Source organism: Thermodesulfobacteriota bacterium, assembly GCA_040755095.1.
GTDB lineage: Bacteria > Desulfobacterota > Desulfobulbia > Desulfobulbales > JBFMBH01 > JBFMBH01.
This window is the reverse complement of sequence record JBFMBH010000010.1, coordinates 19,825-41,461: the sequence shown is the minus strand read 5'-3', so window position 1 is coordinate 41,461 and position 21,637 is coordinate 19,825. Positions and strand designations below refer to the sequence as shown.

The 21,637-nt window shown below is 71.5% G+C and carries 20 protein-coding genes; 4 read left to right on the top strand and 16 right to left on the bottom strand.

The window, feature by feature from the left end; genetic code table 11:
• Positions 1-10 precede the first annotated feature (10 nt).
• Positions 11-1,828: a hypothetical protein gene (locus AB1634_03305; GenBank protein ID MEW6218545.1), complete on the bottom strand. Its 1,818-nt coding sequence runs from the start codon at positions 1,826-1,828 to the stop codon at positions 11-13.
• Between the two features lie 13 nt (positions 1,829-1,841).
• The gene (locus AB1634_03300; protein MEW6218544.1) at positions 1,842-3,497 is read right to left on the bottom strand and encodes a hypothetical protein; all 1,656 of its coding nucleotides are present in this window, start codon (positions 3,495-3,497) and stop codon (positions 1,842-1,844) included.
• Between AB1634_03300 and AB1634_03295 the strand changes: the two genes are divergently transcribed.
• Positions 3,484-3,870: a BrnT family toxin gene (locus AB1634_03295; protein ID MEW6218543.1), complete on the top strand. Its 387-nt coding sequence runs from the start codon at positions 3,484-3,486 to the stop codon at positions 3,868-3,870. The genes AB1634_03300 and AB1634_03295 overlap by 14 nt on opposite strands.
• The gene (locus AB1634_03290) at positions 3,842-4,081 is read left to right on the top strand and encodes a CopG family transcriptional regulator (GenBank protein MEW6218542.1); all 240 of its coding nucleotides are present in this window, start codon (positions 3,842-3,844) and stop codon (positions 4,079-4,081) included. The genes AB1634_03295 and AB1634_03290 overlap by 29 nt, the downstream gene beginning before the upstream one ends.
• A gap of 6 nt (positions 4,082-4,087) precedes the next feature.
• Here the strand turns inward: AB1634_03290 and AB1634_03285 are convergent, their stop codons facing one another.
• The 9 genes from AB1634_03285 to AB1634_03245 all read right to left on the bottom strand — a co-directional run bounded on the left by AB1634_03285 (position 4,088) and on the right by AB1634_03245 (position 15,349).
• A complete protein-coding gene (locus tag AB1634_03285) occupies positions 4,088-5,851 on the bottom strand; it encodes a hypothetical protein (GenBank protein MEW6218541.1) in 1,764 nt (587 codons plus the stop codon).
• A 10-nt stretch (positions 5,852-5,861) separates the two neighbouring features.
• Entirely contained in the window at positions 5,862-6,785 is a 924-nt protein-coding gene (locus tag AB1634_03280) for a hypothetical protein (GenBank protein MEW6218540.1), read from the bottom strand.
• A gap of 65 nt (positions 6,786-6,850) precedes the next feature.
• Positions 6,851-9,220 carry a hypothetical protein gene (locus AB1634_03275; GenBank protein ID MEW6218539.1) on the bottom strand — a complete coding sequence of 790 codons (2,370 nt, stop codon included), beginning with the start codon at positions 9,218-9,220 and terminating at the stop codon, positions 6,851-6,853.
• Positions 9,221-9,308: 88 nt separating this feature from the next.
• Entirely contained in the window at positions 9,309-11,501 is a 2,193-nt protein-coding gene (locus AB1634_03270) for a baseplate J/gp47 family protein (protein MEW6218538.1), read from the bottom strand.
• A 4-nt stretch (positions 11,502-11,505) separates the two neighbouring features.
• A complete protein-coding gene (locus AB1634_03265) occupies positions 11,506-11,907 on the bottom strand; it encodes a GPW/gp25 family protein (GenBank protein ID MEW6218537.1) in 402 nt (133 codons plus the stop codon).
• Positions 11,904-13,520, bottom strand: coding sequence for a hypothetical protein (locus AB1634_03260; protein ID MEW6218536.1), 1,617 nt, complete (start codon positions 13,518-13,520; stop codon positions 11,904-11,906). The genes AB1634_03265 and AB1634_03260 overlap by 4 nt, the downstream gene beginning before the upstream one ends.
• A complete protein-coding gene (locus AB1634_03255) occupies positions 13,514-14,149 on the bottom strand; it encodes a phage baseplate assembly protein V (GenBank protein MEW6218535.1) in 636 nt (211 codons plus the stop codon). The genes AB1634_03260 and AB1634_03255 overlap by 7 nt, the downstream gene beginning before the upstream one ends.
• Positions 14,149-15,201, bottom strand: coding sequence for a contractile injection system protein, VgrG/Pvc8 family (locus AB1634_03250; GenBank protein ID MEW6218534.1), 1,053 nt, complete (start codon positions 15,199-15,201; stop codon positions 14,149-14,151). Before AB1634_03250 ends, AB1634_03255 begins: the two co-directional genes overlap by 1 nt.
• Positions 15,194-15,349, bottom strand: a complete 156-nt coding sequence (locus AB1634_03245; protein MEW6218533.1) for a hypothetical protein — start codon at positions 15,347-15,349, stop codon at positions 15,194-15,196. The genes AB1634_03250 and AB1634_03245 overlap by 8 nt, the downstream gene beginning before the upstream one ends.
• A 209-nt stretch (positions 15,350-15,558) precedes the next feature.
• On the opposite strand from AB1634_03245, the gene AB1634_03240 reads away from it, so the two are divergent.
• Together AB1634_03240 and AB1634_03235 are read left to right on the top strand one after the other, a co-directional pair.
• Complete coding sequence (locus AB1634_03240) at positions 15,559-15,699, top strand: hypothetical protein (protein ID MEW6218532.1); 141 nt, start codon at positions 15,559-15,561, stop codon at positions 15,697-15,699.
• A gap of 32 nt (positions 15,700-15,731) precedes the next feature.
• Positions 15,732-15,929 (top strand): type II toxin-antitoxin system HicB family antitoxin, encoded by a 198-nt coding sequence (locus AB1634_03235; GenBank protein MEW6218531.1) that lies wholly within the window; start codon positions 15,732-15,734, stop codon positions 15,927-15,929.
• 32 nt (positions 15,930-15,961) lie between these two features.
• Here AB1634_03235 and AB1634_03230 read toward each other — a convergent pair whose 3' ends face one another.
• From AB1634_03230 to AB1634_03210, 5 genes are all read right to left on the bottom strand, one after another.
• Complete coding sequence (locus AB1634_03230) at positions 15,962-16,798, bottom strand: hypothetical protein (GenBank protein ID MEW6218530.1); 837 nt, start codon at positions 16,796-16,798, stop codon at positions 15,962-15,964.
• A gap of 3 nt (positions 16,799-16,801) precedes the next feature.
• Positions 16,802-17,260 carry a phage tail protein gene (locus tag AB1634_03225; protein ID MEW6218529.1) on the bottom strand — a complete coding sequence of 153 codons (459 nt, stop codon included), beginning with the start codon at positions 17,258-17,260 and terminating at the stop codon, positions 16,802-16,804.
• Complete coding sequence (locus AB1634_03220; GenBank protein ID MEW6218528.1) at positions 17,257-18,834, bottom strand: hypothetical protein; 1,578 nt, start codon at positions 18,832-18,834, stop codon at positions 17,257-17,259. The genes AB1634_03225 and AB1634_03220 overlap by 4 nt, the downstream gene beginning before the upstream one ends.
• Positions 18,835-18,963: 129 nt before the next feature.
• On the bottom strand, positions 18,964-19,422 hold the full coding sequence (locus AB1634_03215) for a phage tail protein (protein ID MEW6218527.1): 459 nt from the start codon (positions 19,420-19,422) through the stop codon (positions 18,964-18,966).
• An 18-nt stretch (positions 19,423-19,440) separates the two neighbouring features.
• A complete protein-coding gene (locus AB1634_03210) occupies positions 19,441-21,621 on the bottom strand; it encodes a phage tail sheath subtilisin-like domain-containing protein (protein MEW6218526.1) in 2,181 nt (726 codons plus the stop codon).
• Positions 21,622-21,637: the final 16 nt, after the last annotated feature.

The following is a 21,637-nucleotide window of genomic DNA, read 5'->3' as shown; positions in this document are numbered from 1 at the left end:
GTTGCGGCCATCACCGGATCGCCTGGCTGGCGCGGCCGGCGACCGTGCAGTCGGCCGCCAGCGGGCTGTCGGGCCGGAATACCTGGATCACCTGGGCCAGCGTGCCCTGGCCGTCCTGGTCCTCCACCCGCACAAGGCCCACCAGGCGCTGGTCCGGGTCGAAGAGCTGCAGCTCGCTGCCCGGTCGGGCCGGCCGGTTGAGGGTCAGGCGCAGGACGGCCCCGGTCTGGAAGCGGCCGGGCAGGGTCTGCACCGTGCCGTGCACAAGGTCGAAAGGATCGTCGCCGGCCGCCAGCAGCAGCACAGCCCGCACCAGGTTGCGCAAGGCCGTGCGGGCCGGCCCCGAGGCCCCGGCGGCCAGCTGCCGGAAGAGCCAGGTCACCAGCTCGACCAGGGTGCGCAGGCCCCCCAGATCCTCGGCCTGGATCCGGTCCATGGCCGGCCAGGCCAGGGGGCTCTCCACCGGCAGCCGATCCTTTTCCGCTGCCTGGGCCCAGGCCAGGCGGACCGCCGGCGGCAGATCCGGCAGCCGCTGGACAAGGCAGGCCGTAGCCTGGTCCAGCCGGTTGCGCAAGACCTCGGCCCGGCCACGCAGCCGGTGCGGCGGCCCGGACAGGAGGTCCTCCAGGGACAGCTGGCGGGCGGCGGCCCGCTGCCGGTCCGCCAAGGAAGAGGCGGCCGGCCCGGCCGGGCCGTTGCCGAGCTGCCGGAGGACCCCGGCCTGCTGGCCCACGAGGGCGGCCAGCCGGGGGGGGGTGCCCACCCCCGGCCGGCCGAGCTTGAGATCCAGCCGGCTCCGGCGCTGGGCAGCCATGAGCGCAAGCCGCTCAGGACCGGGCAGGAGCGCCGGGAAATCCGCCAGGCTCGCCCAGTCCGCCACCGGGATCTCCAGCACCGCCTCGACAAAAGGCGCCAGCTCGTCGGGCAGGTCGACGCTGCCGGCCGGGCAGCCCGGCACCACGTCATCCGCACCGGCCAAGCGCAGCTCCAGGGGATCGGGCAGGCTTCGCTCCACCGCCGTCTCCCGCACCCGGGTGTAGTAGAGGCCCTGGTGCGCCTCCAGGATGGCGCGCCGCCGGTCGATCGCTGCCAGAAGCTCCTGCCAGTGCTCGGCCAGAAGGCGCCGGGCCACCGCATAGTCGTCCAGGGCCTGGGCCCGGACGTCGTTGCGGCGGGCCAGCTCCTGCCGGCTGCCATCGATCTCCTCTTCCAGAGCGGCCAGCTGCGCCCTGGCCTGGACCAGCTGGCGGCTGCGGTCCTGGGCCAGCCGCGCCAGGCCGTGGCGGAGCCGCTCCACCTGCTGGGTGTCGGCAAGGAGGATCTGTCCCGTCCTGAACAGGCCTCGCTGGGGTGGCTCGGGCCCCTCGGCCCGGTCCACGGCGTGGCGCAGGTCGTCCAGATCCTGGCCAGGGAAGCCCGGCAGACCGTTCTCCCGGGAGGCGCCGGCAAAGTACCGCGCCCGCTCCGCCGGCCGCTCTGGAAAGAGCCGGCCAGCAGCCTGCCCGAAGTAGGTCTCGATGTAGCGCTCCAGACGGGAGAGAAGCGCCGACTCCTCCCAGCCGGCCAGGACGTCCCGGAGGCTGTCAATCCCGTCGGCGGCATCCCGGAAGATCGCCGCAAAGTGGTCGACATGGCGCAGCACCCCGGCCGTGCCGGTGCCGGCAGCGGTGAAGGCCTCGCCCCCCAGCTTAAGATCGCTGGCCACGTCCACCAGGGGGTCGGCACTGGCGGCAGGGTTGACCTGCCCCTCCCGGGCGCTCGCCAACTGCGCCAGGCGCTCGGCCGGGGTCAGCATCCGGGCGATAGCTGCTGTCTTTGCCTGGGCCATGGCAACGTCCTCCTTATTCCCGCTCGAAGGTGGCGTACGGCAGCCAGCGGGTCAGCTTGAGCCCGGAGCCATCCCCGGGCACGCCCCCGGCCAGATGGCTGAAGGACAGGGTGAGGTTGTCCAGGTGCTGGCGCTGGAGCTGGAGGAAGGTGTCGAAGTCAGCCATGAGGGTGGCGTTGTCGGCCAGCTCCTGTTCGAGAAAGGCGATCCGGCGCCCAAGATCCGTCCGCTGGCAGTACAGGCGGTCGCTGGGGGCCGGTGGCAGGGCCGGATCGGCGTGGCCGGCCGGTGCCTGCCCGGGGATGCGGGGCCGGCCGGCCTCATCCTGGTAGCGGCTGAAAAGAAGGTGCAGGGCCAGGGGCTCGTCGTCCCTGGCCGCAGCCTCATGGCGGGCCAAGAGGGCGGCAAAGAACTGGGCCGGGGTCTCCGGCGCCGCGATGGGCCGCGGCCGGGCCACGGCCCGCAGCTCCTCCTCGTAGCCCGGCCCGCCCAGGCCGGCAAAGAGACGGTCATACTCCGCCTGCCAGAGGCCGTAAGTCCGGCGGGCCTCGTCGCCCAGGGCATAGACCTCGGCCTCCAGCTGGAAATCCGGCAGGGGCAGGTCCATGAGATCCGGACGATAGTCAGGGTCGCTCACGGCGAGGAGCAGCCGCAGCCGGTCCCCCTGGCCGTGCACCAGGTCGATGGGGCTCCTGGCCAGCTCCCCTTCCACGATGCTGGGCGCGGTGCTGGCCGGCACTGCCAGAACCTCCACCTGCAGATCCACCGGGTCGAAGGCCAGATCGTCCGGCCCCAGATCCAGGCTGCCGGCGTTGCCGAGCAGCCAGGCCGGCAGCCGGCCGGCGGCCGGCAGGTAGTCGAGGCCCAGGAGGGCCCGCAGCCGGTAGCGCCGCCCATCCGCCGGCGGGGCGACTCGGGCCAGCACCGCCTGGGCATGCTCGGCCAGGGCGCGCTGGCGGCCATCGGCCCGGGGCGCCAGGCGGGCATGGCTGTCCAGCCACCGGGGCCGCCCGTCCTTCACCGCCAGGATGGCCACGGGAATCGCGCCCGGGATGGCCACGAAAAGGGGTGGCGCCGGGAAGGCCGCTTCGTCCTCGACCGGCAGCAGGTAACGGGCGAGCAGGCGGTTCACGGCCCGAGCCTGGGGCATGGCCAGCAGGCTCTCGGTGCCGGGAATGGCCGCCAGCCCCAGCCGGGCCACCGTCTCCAGGCGCAGGTCCCGGGTGGGGTCCTCTTCGGTGCGGCGGCAGGGCTCTGCAGACGCCGCCTCGTCCACCACCTCCACCGCTCGGGCCAGGACCAGGAAATACAATCCGTCCGGCGGCAGCGCATCCGCCGGCAGCCGCTCGTCGCGGGCATACTCGGCGGTCAGGGTCGGCCAGTCCACCACCAGGGGGGAAAAGAGGCTTACCGGCACCCGGTGGCTGGCCAGGGCAGTTCCCGGCCGGACCACCAGGCGCCAGTCCGCGCCTACGCCGCTCGTTGCCACCTCGAGGCCGGAGTAGATGCCCGGCAGGGCCGTGGCCAGAAGCGGCGCCAGGCGGTCATCGGCGTAAGCCTGCAGGAGATCGAATTCCCGCTCCCCCAGATGGCGACCGGCAAAGAGATTGAGGCGGCTGGGCTCCTCGCCGGAGACCTCGACAGCGCGCAGGCGGATGGGCTGGGTCATGGGTGGGGCCTCCAGAGACGACGGCTTTTCAGTGCCATACTTTTGTATTGCCGAATGGTCTGACCCGGACCATAGTGACGGCATGGATGCGGCACAATTCGAGTGGGACGAGCAGAAGGATCTGGAGAATCAGGTCAAGCACGGGGTGACGTTTGCTTTGGCCCAGCACGCCTTTCTCGACCCGCACCGTGTCATTGTCGAGGACGTTTCGCACAGCGCAGACGAGGACCGGTTCTACTGCCCCGGACGGGCTGGCGGTGGGATCCTGACCGTACGCTTCACCTTCCGGCAGGGGGTCGTTCGGATTATCGGTGCCGGTTACTGGCGCAAAGGGAGGAAGCTCTATGAAGAAACAAATCCGGTACACCGATGAGCCCCTGGGTGACCTGCGGGTCGTCCCGGACTTCCTGCCCAGCCCTGACCAGCTGGCTCTGAAGGATGAGAACATCAAGATCACCATCTCCCTCAAAAAATCGAGCGTTGCCTTTTTCAGAGAGGAGGCCAAGAAGCACCAGACCTCCTACCAGAAGATGATCCGCCAGCTTCTCGACTGGTACGCCACCCACCACCAGAAGTCGGCCTGACGGCCCCTACCCCAACCGGCCCCAGGCATCCCGGGTTTCCTGGGACAGGCCAAAGGAGACGTCGAGCCTGGCCATGAGCTGGGGGATGGTGGCATCCGGCGACCGGCGGCGGATCGTCTCCAGGAGGACCGCCAGCCGATCCTGGCGGGCCACCTCCAGGAGGGTCGGCCACAGGGCAGTGTCCAGCTCCGGGGGCACCAGCATCAGGATCTGGGCCACGGCGAGCCGGCCCTCGAAGGGCCCCCCGGGGCCGCTGGCCGCATCCAGCAGGCTGGCCAGCCGCTCCGCTGCCTTCCGGGCCGGCCCGGCCGGGACCTGGCGCAGGGTGGCCAGATGGCCTACGGCCAGCCGGTCCAGGTACTGGCCTTGCTCCAGGTTCTCCACCCGGGCCTCTGCCAGGGCCTTGGCCTGGCGGCTCGCCTCCAGCCGCTTGTTGAGAACAGCGGTGCTGGTTGCCGGCGGCCGGCCTGTCGTTCGCGGCGGCAGCGGAAAGCCCCGCGCCAGCACCACCGCCCCCACCCCGGTCTCGGCGGCCCGGGGCGGCCGGCGCACGTAGACCGGGTCGTGCGGCCCCACGGTCTGCCAGATCTGGCCCCAGACACCGGCGTCGGTGTCGAGACGGAAGGCCGGGGAGGGCTTGCGCCAGCGGAGCAGCAGGGGAGACACCGCCGGCAGGCGCGACGGTCCCCCCCCGGCGGCCGGGATCGCTTCCAGCTGGCGGGCCCGGGTGGCGAAATCGTCCTCGGCCAGGGGCACCAGCACCATGACGTCGGCATCCTGGTCCCGTTCCAGATCCATGGCCGGCAGGCGCCGGCTCTCCTCGATGATGGCCGGCAGGTCGCTGGCCCGGACCGGCGCGATGGCGACCTCGTACCCTTCCGGAAAGAAGCTGTGGCTGCCGGCCACCGGATCCACCGCTGCCTTGGGCAGCGGGCCGAAAGGCGGCAGCAGCCGGAAGACGTGGGCGGCCACGATCCCGCCGGGCAGGCCCCGGGCCTGACGACTTTCCAGGATGTCCGCCAGGAGCTCCTGGTAGTGTGCCGCCAGGTCGTCCTGGAAGGCCCCCGGCGTGTGGGACGGCCGCAAGGGACGGCGCACCAGGCCCAGGTCCAGCCAGGCCGGCCGGCCGGCGGCGAAGGCCAGAAGGCCAAGCCCCACCGCCTCGTCCGGCAGCTCCGGCAGCTGGCCGGATACGGCCATGAAGCTGCGGACCAGGGCGGCCCGGGCGGTGAGGTCATCCCCCTGGGGCAGGGCAGTGGTCAGGGGCACCAGGGTCAGTTCCACGCCCTCGGCAAAGCTGGCGACCCGCAAAACCCGCTGGCTCGCCAGATCCGCCGGATAGGCCTCGGCCGCGCCGGTGCCGACCTCGGCATACTGGACGGCCACGGCGTAAAGGCCGGCGCGAAAAGGGCGGCTGCGGCCGGCGTTGAGGCTGGCGATGAGCCCCTGATCCAGCAGGTTGACCTCCAGGGTGCGGTCCAGCTCCAGCACCCGGCCGGACGGGGCCACGGCCAGTCCTGGGGAGACCTGCAGGCGGAAGCCGTCCCTCAGGGCCGGCGTCAGGCCGGCGGCGATGCCGGAGCCCAGGAGGCGGCCGATCTCCCGGGCCCGCTCGTCGAGATAGATCTGATCCCGGGTGAGATCCTGGGCCTTGAGCAGCCGGCCATCGAAATAGCTGGTACGGGAGAGCCGGGGGTCGATGCTGGACAGCCGGCCGCCCTGCCGGTTCAGGCGTCCCAGGGCCAGGGGCTGAAAATCGATGTCGCTCATGGCAGTCTCCTTATCCCTGCCGGCCCAGCCAGGCGGCCAGGCGCGGGGTGAGCAGGAACGGGCGTACCAGGTTGTTGACCTGGATGCGGCGGGGGTTGGGCAGGGGCCGGTGCTCCGGGGTGAGGCGGACCGTCACCCGGGCCAGCAGCAGGCGAGCCAGCTCGGCCGTCTCCTCGGCGGTGCCGGCGCCGGTGGCCAGGGCCTGGTTGTCCTGGGGCAGGGCATGGAGGAGGCGGCCGGCCAGGGCCAGCTCCTCCCGCACGGCGGCATTGGCGGGATCATCGAGGAAGGCGGCTTCGGCTGGGGTGAGCAGGCGCGCGGGGTCACTCGGCAGGGCGGCATGGCTGGCCCAGGGCCGCAGGCCGGCGGCGGGCAGGGGCCGCTGGGCCAGAATCTCCAGCCGGCAGCTGTCGGCGATGCGGCTGGGCTGCACCGGATCGGTGCCGGCATTGACCTCGGTGGCCAGGACCGGCTGCAGGCCCGAGGCGCAGTCCTGGTAACGGATGGTCACCCGCAGCCACAACAGATCGGTGGCCTCCTCCAGGCCGTCCCGGAGCAGCGCCGCCCAGCGGTCCGGATCCTCGTGCTGAAACCGGAGCCAGGCGGAAAGATCCAGGCAGTACGGCTCGTGGAGCATGACCTCCCGGCCCAGGCCGTCCACCGCCAGGCCCGGCCCCACGAACAGACGCACCGTGACACTGGCCGTATCCACGCCTGGATCGTCGCCATCGAGGCGCACCGCCAGACCGGCCACCGTGCCGGCGCCGTGGAGCCAGTAGGCATGGCGCACCAGGTGCCGGCGGTGGTAGTCCTGCTCGGCGCGGGTGGCCTCCAGGCCCAGCAGCATGCCCGGCTGGAAGGAGACCCTTTTCAGGGGCTCGTCGAAACGGACGTCCGCTGCCAAGGTCAGGTCATCGTTCGGGGGTTGGCTCATGATCGGTCTCCTGTCTCATCCTTGCCGGAGGCTCAGCTGCATAGGAGCTATGGGAATCAGGGGAATCATGGGATGGGCGCCAGCTCGGGGGCCAGGGCCACGGGGTTGCGGATGAGGTCGCCGCGGCCCAGGCGGCTCCGGTCGGCCTTCACGGGCCGGGCTGGCGGCAGGAGCGTCAGGTAGGTGTCGATACCGAGCAAAGGGGAGAGCCCCAGCACGAAGGGGTGGTCGCTGGCCTTCACGGTCCAGAGGAGGTGGGCGGGCACCTCGGCGGCGCAGACCTCCTCCACCAGGGGTTGCTGGGCCTTCGCTTCGCCGTGCAGGAGCACGGTGAGGCGATGGCTGGCCTGGTCGAAAAAGGCGGCCACCGTCTCCTCCGCCCGGGACCCCGCGCGAGCCACCAGCTCCGGCGCGAACAGGGCCAGGAATTCCCGGCTGCTGTCGTCGCCCAGGATGAGGCTGTCACCGACGATGCTGTTGCCGGAAAGCCCGGTGCCCAGGGTCAGGGGATGGCCGGTGTCATCCAGGGCGATGCCCAGGATGGTGGCCATGGTGCGGCGCAGGCGGTAGTGCTCCACCGGCACCACCTGGCCGCGCCCGACCCCGCCGCCGGTGGCGATATCGAGGGCCAGACTGAGGCCGGCCAGGGTGCCCCGCCAGGCCTGCAGCTGGCCCAGCGCCGCCAGCCAGCGCCGCTGCCGGGCCTCGGGCCAGCCGATTGGCAGCGGCCCGCCCAGGGCTTCGGCGACCCGAGCCAGGAGACGGCGGGGCATGGTGGCAGGGTGCAGCAGGGCTTCGGCGGCGGCGATCCGGTCCTCGATGGGGGTGAGGAGCCCTTCAAAGACGGCCAGCAGCCGTTCCCGCAGATCGGCGGCATTGGCGGGCACCGGCTCGGCCGGTGTGACCGCCGGCGGCCGCTCCTGCTGGTGCAGATGCTCCGGCAGGTGGGCCGTCTGCCAGGAGAACCGGGGATACCAGACCCGCAGCCCATGGACCACGGGGGTGCTGCGGCCGTCACCGGCAAGCGTCAAGCGCAGAGCCAGGTAGCGGCCCCGCAGCTGCCGCACCCGGCCCTGGGGCCGCTGGAGGAGGATCTCGAAGCGCTCCCCTGGCCCGACCGCGTCCAGCGGCCGCCGGAGGCGCAACGGCGGCGGCTGGCGGTTCCAGTCCGCCCGGCTCAGGGCGTCGGGGCTGTCGGCCACCCGCGCCTCGACCGTGAGATGGCAGCCGGCCGGGATGCACGCCGCCAGCTCCAGGCGGTGCCAGAGGGTATCCGGCTCGCCGCTGTCCAGGGGCCGGGGGAGGCCACTGGTCCCCTGGCTGGGGTAGCGGGCCTGGGCCAGGGGCAGCAGCCGGCAGGGGCCATCGGCGGCGAGATAGCGGACCTGGCCGTCCAGGCCCCCCACGAAGCGGGGGGAGAGCTGGCTCCGCTGGGGAAAGCGCTCTTGGGCCAGGAGCGCCCGCGGCCGCTGCCCGGTGTCGGTCAGGGTCACCACCGGGCAGTCGCGGTTCCGGAAAGGATCCTCTCCGGGCTCCCGGGGGACCAGCAGGGCGAGGCGGCCATCCGGCGGGACCGCCAGGTCGGTGGCTGGCCCGACGCGGGGATCGACCGGCCAGAGGGTGAAAGGCGCCGCCGGGTCCGGTTCAAGGGTGCGGCTGGCCACCACCTGCCAGGGCCGCAGACCGGCCGGATCAGGGCCGCCGGCCAGCCTGGCCAGATGGAAGCGGGTCTGGCCGGCGCCGGCCAGGCCCCGCAGCGCCAGACCCGGGGGGAGCCCCTGCACCCACTCCTGGGCCAGGGGCCGGGGGACGAGCTGCGCCGGCTCGAACCGCTCCGGCCGGGGCCGGTAAGGCGCGGGCAGGGGCTGACCCCACGCTACACCCAGGTGCGTGTCATCGGCCCACCAGCAGCGGTTGGCCCCATCCACCAGCACCCGCCGGGGGGGAAAGGCCACGCCGCAGGAGGCCTGCCAGCGCCGGCCGAGATGGACCAGGGTGAGACCATGACGGCTGGCGCCATCACTCCAGCCGAGAACTGCCAGGCCCTCGCCACCCAGGGCCAGATCGGTGAACCGGCAGCCCGCCGGCGCGGCCACCGGGTCCAGGGCGGCCTCCCGGGCCGAGCTGCCGGCCAGGCCCTCGGCCGCGGCCAGGACCGGCCGGAAGTCCTCGTCCCGGGTGGTCCAGGACCGGGCCACCTGGAAAAGGGAGCGGTCCGGGGACAGGCGGCCGATCTGCCCGAAATCGTCCCGCACCAGGGGCCCTGCCGCTTGCCAGACACCCAGGGCCTGGGCCGGCGTCGTGGCCGGCAGCCGCAGCTCCTGGGCCTGGGCCAGGACCAGGCCAGACAGGCGCGGCTGCCAGACGCAGCCGTCGCCGGTGGTGAAATCTGCGGCGGCGTCTAAGATGAGAAAGCGGGTGCCGTTGGCGTCCATGGTCAGGCTCCCTGGGGGATGGACAGAATGGACAAGATGGACCGGGGGGCCTTGTCCATAATGTCCATCTTGTCCATGCTGTCCATGCTCAGCACACCTCCGGGTTGACCGGTACCGGCACGGGCTGGCCGCCACCCCCGGTGCCGGCGCCGGCGGCACCAACCCCGGCCAGGCCGGTGACCGCGGGGATGCCTGCCGGGCCGTCGCCGATCGCCGTCTCCACGGCGGCGAGCGACGGCAGCTGGTAATCGGCCAGAGGCAGCCGGCCGGGCTGCTCCTGCCAGGTCCCGGTCCGGGGCTCCTGGGCAAAGAGCCGCAGATCGGTCACCGCCAGCACCCCCGGCACCCGGGAGGCCTGGGTGCGCAGCTCGGCGGCGTCCACCTCCGCGCCCAGGGGCCAGCCCTGGCCAAGGGGGCCGGCCGGCGGCAGGGCCCACAGATAGTCCCGGAGGGCCGCGGCCACCGCGGTCCTGGTCTCGGTCTCCACCTGGGGATCCCGCACCCGCATGGCCACGGCCGCGGCCATTGGCACGAACTCCGGGCTCAGGACATAAAGCTCGGTGCCCAGGACCTTGCGGCTGGCAAGATAGCCGAAGACGTCTTGCAAGAGGCCGGCACTCGGCCGGGGTGGCGCGGCCAGGGCCGGGGCTGCCGGCGGCAGCACAAAGACGCTCACCACCCCCGGAACCCGCGGCCGCACGGTGGCGATGCTGGTGCCTGGGAAGAAGCCCGGCAGCACCTCGGCCCGGGCCACCGGATTGATGGGATTGTCCCGGGCCAGGGCCGCGAAGTCGCCGGCAGCCACTGCCCGCTCCCGGTGGGCCAGGAAGGCGGGGATGCGGCGCTCGGCCTGGTCGATACTTTCGGCGTCGCGGCCGCCCCTGGTGGGCCATTCGTGACGGAGGACCAGGCTGCCGCTGCCTGCGGCCAGCTCCCGGATGGCGCCGGCCGGCAGGTTGCCGGCCAGGCCACCGCCGTGGCGCAAGTACGCCACCCGGATGCGGGAGCCGGCCGGTGGCCGGCGGCCGTGCTGGCCGTCGCCGAAGACGACCAGGCCTGCCGCCGGATCGAGGCGATAGACCCGGGCGTTGGCATCGCCTCCGGCCAGCACCTCCTGCCGCTGCCAGGGTACCCAGGCAGCGCCCTCCGCCACCTCCAGCACTAGGCTTTCCGGGTCGATGTCCTGCCAGGGCAGGCTCACCACCTGGTCCGGCCGGCCGGTGCCCACCCCCACCATGGCGTCCCGCTCAATCCCCTGGCCCAGGACCTCGACACAGTTCACCCCCAGGTAGCCGAGGGCGAGGTTGGGCTCGTCGGGACAGCGGAGACGGAGCCAGAAGAGGAACTGCTCGGCGGCCAGCTCGGCGGGCGGCTCCGGCGGGGCGTCGCCCATGCCGGCAAACTGGGGATCGTCCTGCACCGGGGCGGCCAGCAGATCCGGGTTGGCGGGCAGCCGCAGCCGCGCCACCCCCAAGCGCCGGCCGCCCAGGGAGCTGTCCGCCACCTCCTCCAGGGGCAGGTAGCGGATGACGCCCTGTTTGTCCTGCCAGGCCAGCTCCCAGATCAGAGGACGGGGACGGAGCACGTCGATGCCGGCCACCATCGCCAGGTCCGGGGCTGGCCCCTCGCCGGCCGGCGCCAGGCCGATATTGAGGATCCGGCCCCGCAAGGCCTGCCGCAGGCCCTCCCGCTCCGGCACCAGGCGCCGGTGGATGGCGAGGCCCAGATGGAGGGCGTGATCCAGGCTGCCGGCCAGGGTCAGCGCATCCCGGCCCGGGATGAGGGTGCGGGGCCGGAAGGGCACCGCCGCCATCCCGTACTGCTCCCGCAAGGCGGCTCGGGTGATGCCGAGGGCCGCCAGGGCCGCGTCGTCTTGCTCCTCTTTCACCAGGACATGGAGGGCAAGCGGCGTCGGCTGCACCTCGCCGCTGGTGGCAAAGGCGACCCCCTTGGCGCGCAGGCCGCTTTCCGCCGCCAGAAGGGGCGGCAGGCTGGCCTGGGTGGGCGGCGCGTCGATGGCCACCAGGCCCCGGGCCGGCACCGCCGGCCGCAGGGGAATCTGCAGGAGGTTCAGGAAGGCGCGGCGCTGGCGCTCCGGGATGAGGTTGGCCCGGAAGATCACCGTCTCGGTCAGCCAGGCGAAAAGGTCCACCAGGGCAAAGACCGGGTCGCCGGGGGCGAGCACGGTCAGCTCCGGCAGATGGCGGGAGAGCCGCTCCCGGAGCTCGGTCACCAGGTCGTCGAAGCGGCGGTCATCCAGCTCGGGCAGGGGCAGCGGCATGGTGTCACGATCCTCCGGTCAGCTCCAGGGTCAGATCGAAGCGCTCCGGCTCGCCACTGACCCGCAGCCGGTAGCGGATGGAAAGATGCACCACCGCCGGTCGCGTGGGATCCGGCAGGGCGAAGACATCCTCCAGGATCACCCGCGGCTCCCAGCGGGTGACGGCCCGGCGCACGCTGTCGGCCAGAAGCGCCCGGGTGGCCTCGGTGTTGGGCCGGTGGACAAAATCCCTGAGTCCCGCCCCGAATTCCGGTCGCAGCAAGCGCTCGCCAGGCCGGGTCAGAAGGATATGGAGCAGCACCTCCCGGACGCTTTGCTCGCCAGTGCTCCAGGCCAGGCGGCCGTCCGGCGTCAGCTCGCCCAGCAGCGGAAAGCTCAGGATGGTGGTGCCGCGCGGCTGGCTCATCCGGCGCCCCCTCCCCCCGGGCTGCCGCCGGTCTTGACCTCGGCCTTCAGGCACAGGCGGGGCAGGGCCAGAAAGACATAGGGCAGCCAGAAAAAGATGATGTTGAGGAGATGGAGGATGATCATGAGCAGCAGAAGGGCGCAGATGGTGATGGCCGGGATGCTGAAGGAGATGCTCCAGCAGGCGGCGAGCCGTCCGGGGTCCTTCTTCTTCACCTCCATGTCCAGGCTTAACGACCGGATCTTTTCGGCCAGGGACTTGGGGGTCAGGAACACCACCCCCTTGGCGATGCCGCGCTTAAGGTCATCGAGACCGGGCAGGGGCACCACCGACGGCCGCGCCGCCTCCGGGTCCAGGGGCGAGGCCACCCGGAAGGGCTGGCTGGCCGGTCCCCAGGCCAGCCGCTCGCAGCCCCGCTCGTCGAGGTAGCGCAGGAAGGGCTGGACGAAGAAGATCTCGTCCTTGCCCTGGCCGAAGCGGGGGATGGGCAGGTCGTCCGCCTGGACCGCCGCCAGCTGCCCGGTGCGGATGGCCAGGAGCTCCCGCATGGTCGCCGCCTCGTCCTCGGTGACGTACAGCCACTCCCCCAGGCTGCCGGTGCCACCCCGGCCGGGCAGCGGGAAGGAGGCCGCGGCCGGCAGGCTGCGCTGGTCATCCGCCAGCCAGGCCTGGAGCGGGTCGACCGTCGCATCGAGATAGGCCAGGAGGCTGCCGGTGACCGCGGTCTCCGGGATCACGAACCGGCCGGTGAACGGATCGCGGTAAGGCGGCGCCTCGTACAGGCGGATGCGGCCGAGGAGGGTGCGCAAGGCCTCGTTGGCCAGGGTGTCCTCCTCGATGCGCAGCACTTGCAGGAGGGTTGCCAGGAGCCCGGCCAGACTGGCAGTAGGCCGGCCGGCCTCCATCTGCAGGCCGGTCTCCGGTTGCCACGGCGCCACGCCATCCGTGCCGAAGGGCCAGAGGTGGAGAAGCCCGGGGTCGAGCGCCTCCCCTTCCGCCAGGGCCGGCGGGCGGCTGGCCGCGCTCCGGAAGCTGCCGCCCAGGGGCAGGTAGCCGTAAAGGAGGGTGTGCTTCCTGGACCGGCCGCCAAAGCCGGGCCGGTCCAGAAAGAGCGGGTGCAGGGGATAGCTTTCCTCGCCGCTGTACGGCGGCTCCGGCACCCGCGGCCGCACCAGGCCCTTGACCAGGAGGCGGCGCAGCTCGCTGGGCTCCTGGTCCGCAAAGACCCCGCCCCGCCAGCCCATGGCCTGGCCCTGGCGTAGCAGCCAGCGCTCGGGGCCGTCCGGGCCGAGCCGCCGCACCACCATGCCGGCGGATTGGATGCGGGCCGGATCAAAGGCCGGAAAGCCGGGGCGCTGGCAGCTCACCTCGCAGCAGGCCACGTAGAAGGTGCGGTGCACCGGCAGCCGCAGATGGGGCAGGTCATTGAGCTTGCCGAAGCGGTCCTGGTGGCGCCAATCCTGGCCGGCGTTGCCGGTGAGGCGACCGGCGGCGGCATCGTCCAGGAACTGGGGGATGAACTGGTCGTCGAGATAGCGGTGGAGCACCGTGCCGTCCCCCGGCTCGGCGTAGGACGGGCTGTGCAGGCAAGGGACATGCTTCGCGGCTACCATACGTTGCCCGCTCCTGGCGTGTAGCTCGATGAGACCACGGCGTTGGTGATGAGGGTGTCGCACTGCACCACCCCGGAAAAGCGGCTCATGCCCGCATCCACCTGGACCATGCCCGCCGAGACATTCACCTGCCCGGCCTGGATCTCCACCCGGCTGGCGGTCTGGATCCGGATGCCGGAGTTGGAAAGCTCGATCTTCTCGCCGCCCTTCTCCACGGTGATGCTGCCCCCCGCCCCCTCGTCGATGGTGAGGTGAAAGCCGGCGGGGGTTTGCAGCACGAGCTTCGGGCTGTTGCCATCATCGGCCAGGATCCGGGTGCCGGCCGGGGTCCGGACGAGATAGCGGTCCTCCACCGGCCGGCCATCCTCCGGCTGGCTGCTGCCGCCGGACCACAAGGCGCCCAGCACCACGGGCAGCTCCGGGGACAGAAAGCCCAGCACCACCTGCTCGCCCACCCGGGGCAGAAGGCTCACCCCGTAGCCGCGGCCGGCCGAAGGGGTGAGACACCCGGCCCACACCTCGACCTCCAGGCTGTGGAGCCGCACCTTGAGCCGGCCCCGGCCCTCCGGATCCTGGTTGCCGGTCACCTGGGCCAGGTGCAGCTCTTGAAGGGCGCCAAGTCGGTGCATCACGGCCTCCAGTCCGGCCGCTCCACGGCCAGCCGGGTGGAAAAGCCACTGGTGGTGTCGAAACGGTGCTCGCAGACCATGACCTGGTAGCGGCCGGCAAAGCGCTCCGAGACGCCGGCCAGCTCGACCTGCCGGCCGGCGGTCATGGCCGAAAGCCCCCGGCAGACGAGCTCGCCGTAGAGAAAGCGCCGGGCCCGGCTGCGGAAGCGACCCTTGGCCGCCAGCTCCGCCTCGGCCTGGCTGCGGGAAAAGGGGTGGGGGCAGGCGGCCTCCCCTTCCCAGCCCAGCTCCGCCAGGACCTGCACCGCCGTGCGGCCGGCCGGGGCGGGCTGCAAGCCCGCTCCCGTGGCCTCGGCGTCGCTGTCCTGGGCCAGGTTGTAGCCCCAAACCGCCAGCTGCCGGGGCTGGCGGTTGAGGTCCGCCAGCAGCCGCAGCCGGTCGACGTTCATCTGCGGGCTCAGCGGCACAGGCTGCGGATCCTCTTCCTCGGCCCGGACCCGCAGCCGGCCTCCCGCCAGGCGCACCCCCAGATCCAGGGGTGCCAGCAGCCGGGTCAGGAAGGCGAGATGGCTCTCGTTCATCTGCAGCCAGGTGGCCGGGAAGCCGGCGGCCTGGACGTCGGCGGCCAGACCCACCTCCTGGGCCAGCTGCCGGACCACGTCATCAAGGCTCATCTCCTCGAAGGCGCGGCTGGCCCGGAGGCGCGCCAGCCGGTGCAGGCGGTCCTCGGCCAGGAGCACCATCTGGGGCGCTCCGTCCCCGTAGCGCTCCTCGATGCCGGTGATGTCGCCCGCGAACACGGCGTCTTCCGCCTCCTCGCCCATGAGCACCGCGATGGCATCGCCCAGCCGGATGCCCTGAAAGGGAAAGTCCGGCTGCCGGCCGCCGCCCGTGGCCCCCCAGTTGAGGAACCGCAGCTCGGCATGCCCCATGCCGGTCCAGGGCAGGGTCACCTGGGCCGCCAGCACCGCCTCCCCCAGGCTCGGCTGATCCTGGCCGGCGATCCGGAAGCGGGGCCGGGCGCTGATGAAGGCCTGCCGCGGCTCAGTCAACGGTCAGGCGCTCCCGTCTTTCGTCCGCCAGGGCCAGGAGGTCAAGGATCTCCCGCGCCGCCGGCGCGCCGCCGCTATCGGCAGCCGTCCCCGCGGCAGGGGCCTCCGGCTCCACCTGGGCCTCGATGGCATCGATGATCACGGGCATGGCATCCTCCCTGGTGCCGGCTCGGCCTTCCGGTCCACCGGCAGCCTTTCGTGGTAGTGTTGGCCCATGTTATGTTGATTCCGCGTCGTGTTGAGGAAGAGGCCGTCCTGGGGCTCTTGACGCGCCACTTGGTGGCGGCCATTATCGCCGCCCGTTGAGGTGAAAGAGTTGTTCAATACACGGCCTTTGCCGGTGTCAATCGGAGCGCGGTGGCCGCCGAACAAGAGCTGTCCCGCAGGCGGCGCCGGGAGGCTGTGGATGCCCTCTTGGCCGAGCGGGCCAACATGCCGCCCGTTGTCCGGCAGCGCATCGAGGAGGCTCTTCGGGATCTGCGCCGCTGGAGCCGGTGACCGCATTGTGTCCCATTCCTTGAGGAGGTCCTATGCTCTATCGAGTGGCTATTCATGAGTCAGACGAAGGCGTTTCACTCTCTGTACCAGGTCTGCCAGGTTGCTGGTCCCAGGGCGCCACCGAGGCGGAAGCGATCGAAAACATCAAGGAAGCCATCCGTGAGTACCTGGCAGTTGTTGAGGAACAGCTTCGCGACGAACAGATACGTGAGATCGAGTTGGCGGTGTGATCGTTGGTCAAGATTCCAGGCGTCAACCATGCCTATCCCCCAAGCTTCATCGTCAGTCCCACCTCGACCTTCACCCCGGCCAGACCGCTGATGCCGCTGGTGGCTGTCAGCTGCACCCCCGGCGCCGGGATGCTCAGTCCCGCCGCCGGGGTGAAGCGCGGATTTTCCAGCCCGTTATAGAGGGCCACGGCGCGCCAATCCTTGGGATCGCGGCCGCTACTGGCGGCGGCCTGGTCGGCGCTCACCCCCTCGCCGCCCGGGGCGAAGGACGGCAGGGGCGGAGCGGCCGACTGACCCGATCCCGGCAGGCCGGCGATGTCGAACTGGAACCGGTCCTCCTTGAAGGTCAAAGACACCGTAGCCCGCAAGGGCACCCCCTCCGGAGAGAAGAAATCCAGGGTCTCGTTGTAGCTGGCCAGCATGCCGGTGAAGGCGAAGCTGCCCCACTGGAACCGGCAGCGCTGTGGCGCCCGGGGCCTTGGCGAGTCGGCGTCCCGGGGCTGCATGAAGGCCTCGGCAATGCGCTTCGTGAGCTGCCGCACATCCGAGCCGGCCGCGGCCCGGGCCTCTGCCGACACCGTCTGCCCCTGGCCGCCCTCGCCCAGCACCACCTCGGTGCCATGCTCATGGGCCACGGAGGTGTCGAAGAGCAGCTCCACCGCCAGGGTGGACTCGCTCTTCTCCACAAACTGCGCCGCCGGCCCGCCGCCCCCGGCCCCGCCCCGGTTGTCGGCCCGCAGGCTGTTGGACAGGGTGACCCGCAGGGAGGCCGGGTTGAACTGGACCACCAGGTAGCGGGAGGTGTCCCGCTCCGGCTCGTCGCCATGCATGGGGATGAGGACCGCTTTGGCGAGCTGGGGCGTGGGCATGGCTCACCCTCCCCGTTCCAAAGTCAGCCCTTCATGCACCAGGGTCAGCTCCTCGATGGCCACCTGGCTGGCGGTGGCGGCGAGATCCGGGCCCTTGAACCTGCTGGGCAGGACATTGGCCAGGGTCACGCGCAGGAGCGGCTCCTTCTTTTCGGGATGGAAGACCTCGATGCGGGCGCTGTAGCGCAGGCCGAGACTGCCCTGGCGATGGACGATATCGAACCAGCTCCACAGGTCACCCACATCGGTGACCCCGCGCTTCAAGACCACCGGCTGGAAGGTCACCGGGCCCGCCAGCTGGATCTCCCCCCAGTTGCGGCCGCCCTCCTTCACCGTCTTCGGGGTCATGGTGGCCTCCAGGCCCGAGACCTCGCTGAAGGCGCCCCGGCACAGGAGGTTGTTGTGCTGGTCCAGGACCGCCACCTGGAAGCGCAAGGGGATGAAGACCGGCAGCTCGTTCATGATCCCACCGTGAGACTGCTGCCGGTCTGGCCGCTCGCCCGGTCGTGGCTGAAGGTGATGCGGATCCGGTCGATGGGCAAAGACGGGGCGATCTCCAGAGACAGGACCACGGTGGATTCCCCTTCCATGGATTGCTGCACCCGGAAGGCCTGTTCCGGCAGCGGGCCGCGCAGGGCGCCCAGCCGGTGCAGCCGGCCGGCAAAGGCGGCCAGGGCCATCTGCGGCCGCGGGTCCCGGGGGTCGACGTCGAAGACCAGCTGCTCCCCCAGGGCCACGAGCTGGCGCCGCAGCCAGCCCAGGAAGCGCGCCAGCTCACCGGAACGGAAGTCAGAGGCGTGGCGGGCACGCCGGGCGGCCGCTGTGGCCAGGAAGCTGGCCCGGGGCACCGCCGGCCTGAGCAGGCGCTCGTCGTCCAGCTCCAGCCGGCCCCGCCGGGCCAATAGCACCCCGATGCCGGGATCCTCCCGCAACCGGGTGGCCTCATCCTGCCGCACCGGCGGATAGGGCAGGCTGGGCCCGGGCAGAGGCCGGCCGGCCACCGAGCGCCAGGGTCCCTGGCGGGCCGCGGTCTCGGCCATGGCGCCGGCCACGATGCCCACCGGACTGGCCAGGGGCCGATTCTTGCCCCGCAGGTAGGGGTACAACAGCTGCAGCCGGAAAAGGCCATGGCCGCCGGCGACCGCCTCCTCCCGGGCCATGGCAGCCAGGCTGGCCAGGCCGGCCGCCGAGGCGCAGGGCCGCTCCGCTGCCGGCTCCTCGTCCAGGGGCAGGGTGAGAAGACAGGTGACATCCGGCCGCAGCCGGGAAAGGGTCTGGACGATGGGCGCTGCCACCTGGGCCAGAGGCAGCGGGCCTTCTGCCCGCGGCATCTCGGAGGAGTGCCGCCGCTCCCGGTGGCTGTCGTCGAGATCGGTGCCGGCGGGCAGGAAGACCGGCTCCGGGTTGGGCAGCCGCAGCCGCGGGATGTCCGCCAGGTTGGCCGGGATCTGCAGCCGCTCCAGATCCGGCAGGGCAACAAGGCCCAGATGCGGGATAAGGAGCGCCCGCTCGAAGGCGCCCAGCCGCGCCGGATCCAGGAGATCGGCCTCCGGGTCCGGCAGAAAGGCGGCTTGCGGCGGCGCGTTGGGCACGGTCTCCGGCACCCGGATCACCCACAGCTTCTTGGCCCCGTCAGGCAGGGGGGCGGCGGCGCGGAAGAAATCCTCCACCGCCCAGGGCAGCCAGGCCCGGCTGCCGGCCAGCCGGCTGCGGCAGCGGCCGGGCTCCTGGAAGGCCTCCGGGAACAGATCCTGGAACTGGGCCAAGGAGTAAATGGGGATGGGAAGGAGCTGCAAGCCGCAGAGGGGCTCGTCCGCCGGCTCGGCAGCAAGACCTCCGGCCAGGGCCTGCAGCCGGGCCACCTCGGCCTGGAAGCCCAGGGCCATGATCTCCGCTGCGACCTGCCGGTCGGCGGCCAGCCGATCCCAGCGCACCCGGCCCGGACAATGGCCCAGCATGGCCACCTCCAGAACCGGCCCCCGGGCCAGGGCCGGCCGGGGGTCGAGCTCAATACGCTGATCAGCGAGGACGAGCATGCTCTTCACCGTGAACAACGAACCGCAGTGTATCGAATGTCGAAGGGACCGGTGTTGACGTTCCCGATCAGCTTCTCCAGTCCCTTCTGCGGTTGGACATTCCCTGTTCGCTATTCGATATTCGCCTTTCTATTCCTGCTCGATGGTCTCCACAGACAGCACCAGTTCCTCGATGGCCACATCGCCGCCACCCTTGGCGGTGAGCGTCGGGCCGGTCCACTTGAGGGGCATGGCGCCGCGGAGCTTCCAGGAGACCGCGGTCTCGGCCCGGTCCTCGGACAGGAGCTTGACCACGATCTCCCGCTTGGCCTCGGCCAGCCGGCCGGCCCGGGTGGCCTCCAGCCAGTCGTAGATGTTCTGGGCGCCGATGATGCCTCTTTTCAGGGTGACATCCCCGGCCTTGTGGATGCCCGGCACCTTGGTGACGTAGTTGACCGGCGCGTTGCCCCGCCGGTACTCGGCCACCGTCACCTCGGCATTGAGCCCCGAGACCTCGGAGAATCCGGCCTGCACCTCGGTGCCCTGGCCGGAGATCAGCTCCACCAGGAAGTTGAACGCGGAGTAGGGCGTTTCACGGAAAGTCGCCATGGTCGGTCTCCTTGGGGCTTAGGCGTCAGCGGTCTTCTGGCCGATGCGGAAGATGACGAACTCGGCGGGCTTCAGGGCCGCGACCCCCACCAGGCAGACCAGCCGGCCGTTGTCGATGTCGTTCTGGGTCATGGTGGAGCGGTCGCAGCGCACGAAGTAGGCCGCCTTGGGGGTGGCGCCCAGGAGGCGGCCGTTCTTCCACTCGTTGAAGAGGAAATCCTCCACCGCGCTGCGGATATTGGCCCACAGGGCCTCGCCGTTGGGCTCGAACACCGCCCACTGGGTGGACTTGTCGATGGAGCGCTCCAGGTAGAGGAAGTAGCGCCGGACATTGACGTACTTCCATTCCGGGTCCGAGGAGCGGGTGCGGCCGCCCCACACCCGCAAGCCCCGGTTGGGGAAGGAGCGCAGGCAGTTGATGCCGTTGGGGTTCAACAGCTCCTGCTGGAAGCGGTTGATCTCGATCTCCGGCCGCAGGGCCCCCAGGATCGGCTCGTTGGCCGGCGCCTTGTGCACGCCGCGGTTGACGTCAGTGTTGGCGTAGATGCCGGCGACAAAGCCGGCCGGCGGCACCATCACCTCCGGGCTGGCCCCGGTGGGATCGGCGATCGTGAGCCAGGGGAAGTAAAGGGCCAGACGGCTGTCGTCGAAATGGGAGGCGAACTCCCGCACCTGGGCCAGGGACCAGCCCTGGCCAGGATCAACCAGGCCGACCCGGTAGCGCATCTTGTTGACATGCTTTTGGATCTCCCCCATGACCGCCTGGTGCGGCTGACCCGCGGCAGCATGGGCGGCCGAGGCCGGGGCGCACACGATGGCGATATCCTCGATCTCCTCCAGGGCCGCCAGGCCGGTGGAGCCTTTGATCTCGTCGGTCTCACCGGCATAGTCCACCTGGCCGGGCACGTTGCCGTCGGTGCCGGGGGTGCTGCCGTCCCCCTGGTGCAGATGGATGAGCTGGCGGGGCACCTGTCCTGAGGTCTGGGGCGGATTGGCAGCCACGGGATCGAAGAGGGAGGTCAGGGCCTCCAGAACGTGGGCACTGGTAGGGTTCTGGGGCAGGGTCAGGGTGCACGCCACCGGCTGGGTGAGGGCGTCGTAGCGCCGGGCCGGGGTGGCGGTCAGCACCTTGTCCAGGCTGCGGGCCGAGGCCGGGGCGAGATCGATGTCGGTGAAGGAATGGATCGGCTCGCCGTTTCTGAGCACATCGAGGTCGAAGCGCCGCAGGGCGAGCAGGCTCCTGGCCGCGCCCGGCCGGGTGGCCAGGGCCGGCAGCGGCAGGGTGACATCGGCGGGCAGGCCGTTCTGGCTGCCGATGATGGTCAGCTGGTTGGTGGCCGGGTTGTAGGTGCCCCGGAGCAAGATCAGGGTGCCCCAGTCGGGGCCGTCCGTGAAGCGGGTCAGGTTGGTGACTTCACCCAGCCGCAGCACCATGGCGGTGCCGGCCGCCAAGGGCCCGCTGGCCGGGGCCCGGGCAAAGACCCGGGTCATGACCGCGCCCGCCGGCAGCTCGGCCCGCAGCAGCATGCCGTCCAGCTCCGCCGGCGTCACCGCGACGCCGGCGTTGTCGGTGATCTCGGCCCAGTCGCTCTGGATCAGGACCTCCTGGGCCCGGGCAGCCACCACGGCGGTGATCCGGATCGGGAAGCGGTCGTCCTCGAGGGTGGCGCCCGGCCCCTTGGCGGAGGCCGGCACCCCGGTCGCCTCCAGGAGGACCACCTCGCCATTGGCCGGCTGACTGGTGACTTCGGTGCGCAGCAGGTTCTCGGAATCCCGCCACAGGATCTCCAGGGTCAGGTTGCCGCCGCTGCCCGGGAAGCGGGCCTGGAAGGTGACCCAGCCGTTGGCGTCCCGGCGGCGGGCGAAGGTCGCCGAGCCGTTGGCGCCCCGGGCGTCGGTGCGGTTGCCGTCCTGGATGATCCGGGAGACGAAGAGCTGCTTGCCGCCGTTGTCGAAGAAGGCCCGGGCCGCGATGGCGGTGTGGTTGGGCACCCCGGTGCCACCCAGGGTCAGAGGAGCATCGTCGCCGTAGATGCGGGTGAGCTCGGCAAAGCTGGTCACCACCTCCGGCCGGCCCCGCACCGGCCCGAAGCGCAACGGGCCGACGATGCCGGCAACGCTGGTGCCAACCCCCTCGATGGACTTGGCGCGGAAGCTGATCTCCTCGACAAAGACGCCTGGGGCCAAATACTCGGGCATGGACGGTCCTCCTTCT

Bases quoted from the DNA above. Each gene is read 5' to 3' on its own strand.
- AB1634_03305 (MEW6218545.1), bottom strand. From the start codon at position 1,828: ATGGCCCAGGCAAAGACAGCAGCTATCGCCCGGATGCTGACCCCGGCC.
- AB1634_03295 (MEW6218543.1), top strand. From the start codon at position 3,484: ATGGGCTGGGTCATGGGTGGGGCCTCCAGAGACGACGGCTTTTCAGTG.
- AB1634_03300 (MEW6218544.1), bottom strand. From the start codon at position 3,497: ATGACCCAGCCCATCCGCCTGCGCGCTGTCGAGGTCTCCGGCGAGGAG.
- AB1634_03290 (MEW6218542.1), top strand. From the start codon at position 3,842: ATGAAGAAACAAATCCGGTACACCGATGAGCCCCTGGGTGACCTGCGG.
- AB1634_03285 (MEW6218541.1), bottom strand. From the start codon at position 5,851: ATGAGCGACATCGATTTTCAGCCCCTGGCCCTGGGACGCCTGAACCGG.
- AB1634_03280 (MEW6218540.1), bottom strand. From the start codon at position 6,785: ATGAGCCAACCCCCGAACGATGACCTGACCTTGGCAGCGGACGTCCGT.
- AB1634_03275 (MEW6218539.1), bottom strand. From the start codon at position 9,220: ATGGACGCCAACGGCACCCGCTTTCTCATCTTAGACGCCGCCGCAGAT.
- AB1634_03270 (MEW6218538.1), bottom strand. From the start codon at position 11,501: ATGCCGCTGCCCCTGCCCGAGCTGGATGACCGCCGCTTCGACGACCTG.
- AB1634_03265 (MEW6218537.1), bottom strand. From the start codon at position 11,907: ATGAGCCAGCCGCGCGGCACCACCATCCTGAGCTTTCCGCTGCTGGGC.
- AB1634_03260 (MEW6218536.1), bottom strand. From the start codon at position 13,520: ATGGTAGCCGCGAAGCATGTCCCTTGCCTGCACAGCCCGTCCTACGCC.
- AB1634_03255 (MEW6218535.1), bottom strand. From the start codon at position 14,149: ATGCACCGACTTGGCGCCCTTCAAGAGCTGCACCTGGCCCAGGTGACC.
- AB1634_03245 (MEW6218533.1), bottom strand. From the start codon at position 15,349: ATGCCCGTGATCATCGATGCCATCGAGGCCCAGGTGGAGCCGGAGGCC.
- AB1634_03235 (MEW6218531.1), top strand. From the start codon at position 15,732: ATGCTCTATCGAGTGGCTATTCATGAGTCAGACGAAGGCGTTTCACTC.
- AB1634_03230 (MEW6218530.1), bottom strand. From the start codon at position 16,798: ATGCCCACGCCCCAGCTCGCCAAAGCGGTCCTCATCCCCATGCATGGC.
- AB1634_03225 (MEW6218529.1), bottom strand. From the start codon at position 17,260: ATGAACGAGCTGCCGGTCTTCATCCCCTTGCGCTTCCAGGTGGCGGTC.
- AB1634_03220 (MEW6218528.1), bottom strand. From the start codon at position 18,834: ATGCTCGTCCTCGCTGATCAGCGTATTGAGCTCGACCCCCGGCCGGCC.
- AB1634_03215 (MEW6218527.1), bottom strand. From the start codon at position 19,422: ATGGCGACTTTCCGTGAAACGCCCTACTCCGCGTTCAACTTCCTGGTG.
- AB1634_03210 (MEW6218526.1), bottom strand. From the start codon at position 21,621: ATGCCCGAGTATTTGGCCCCAGGCGTCTTTGTCGAGGAGATCAGCTTC.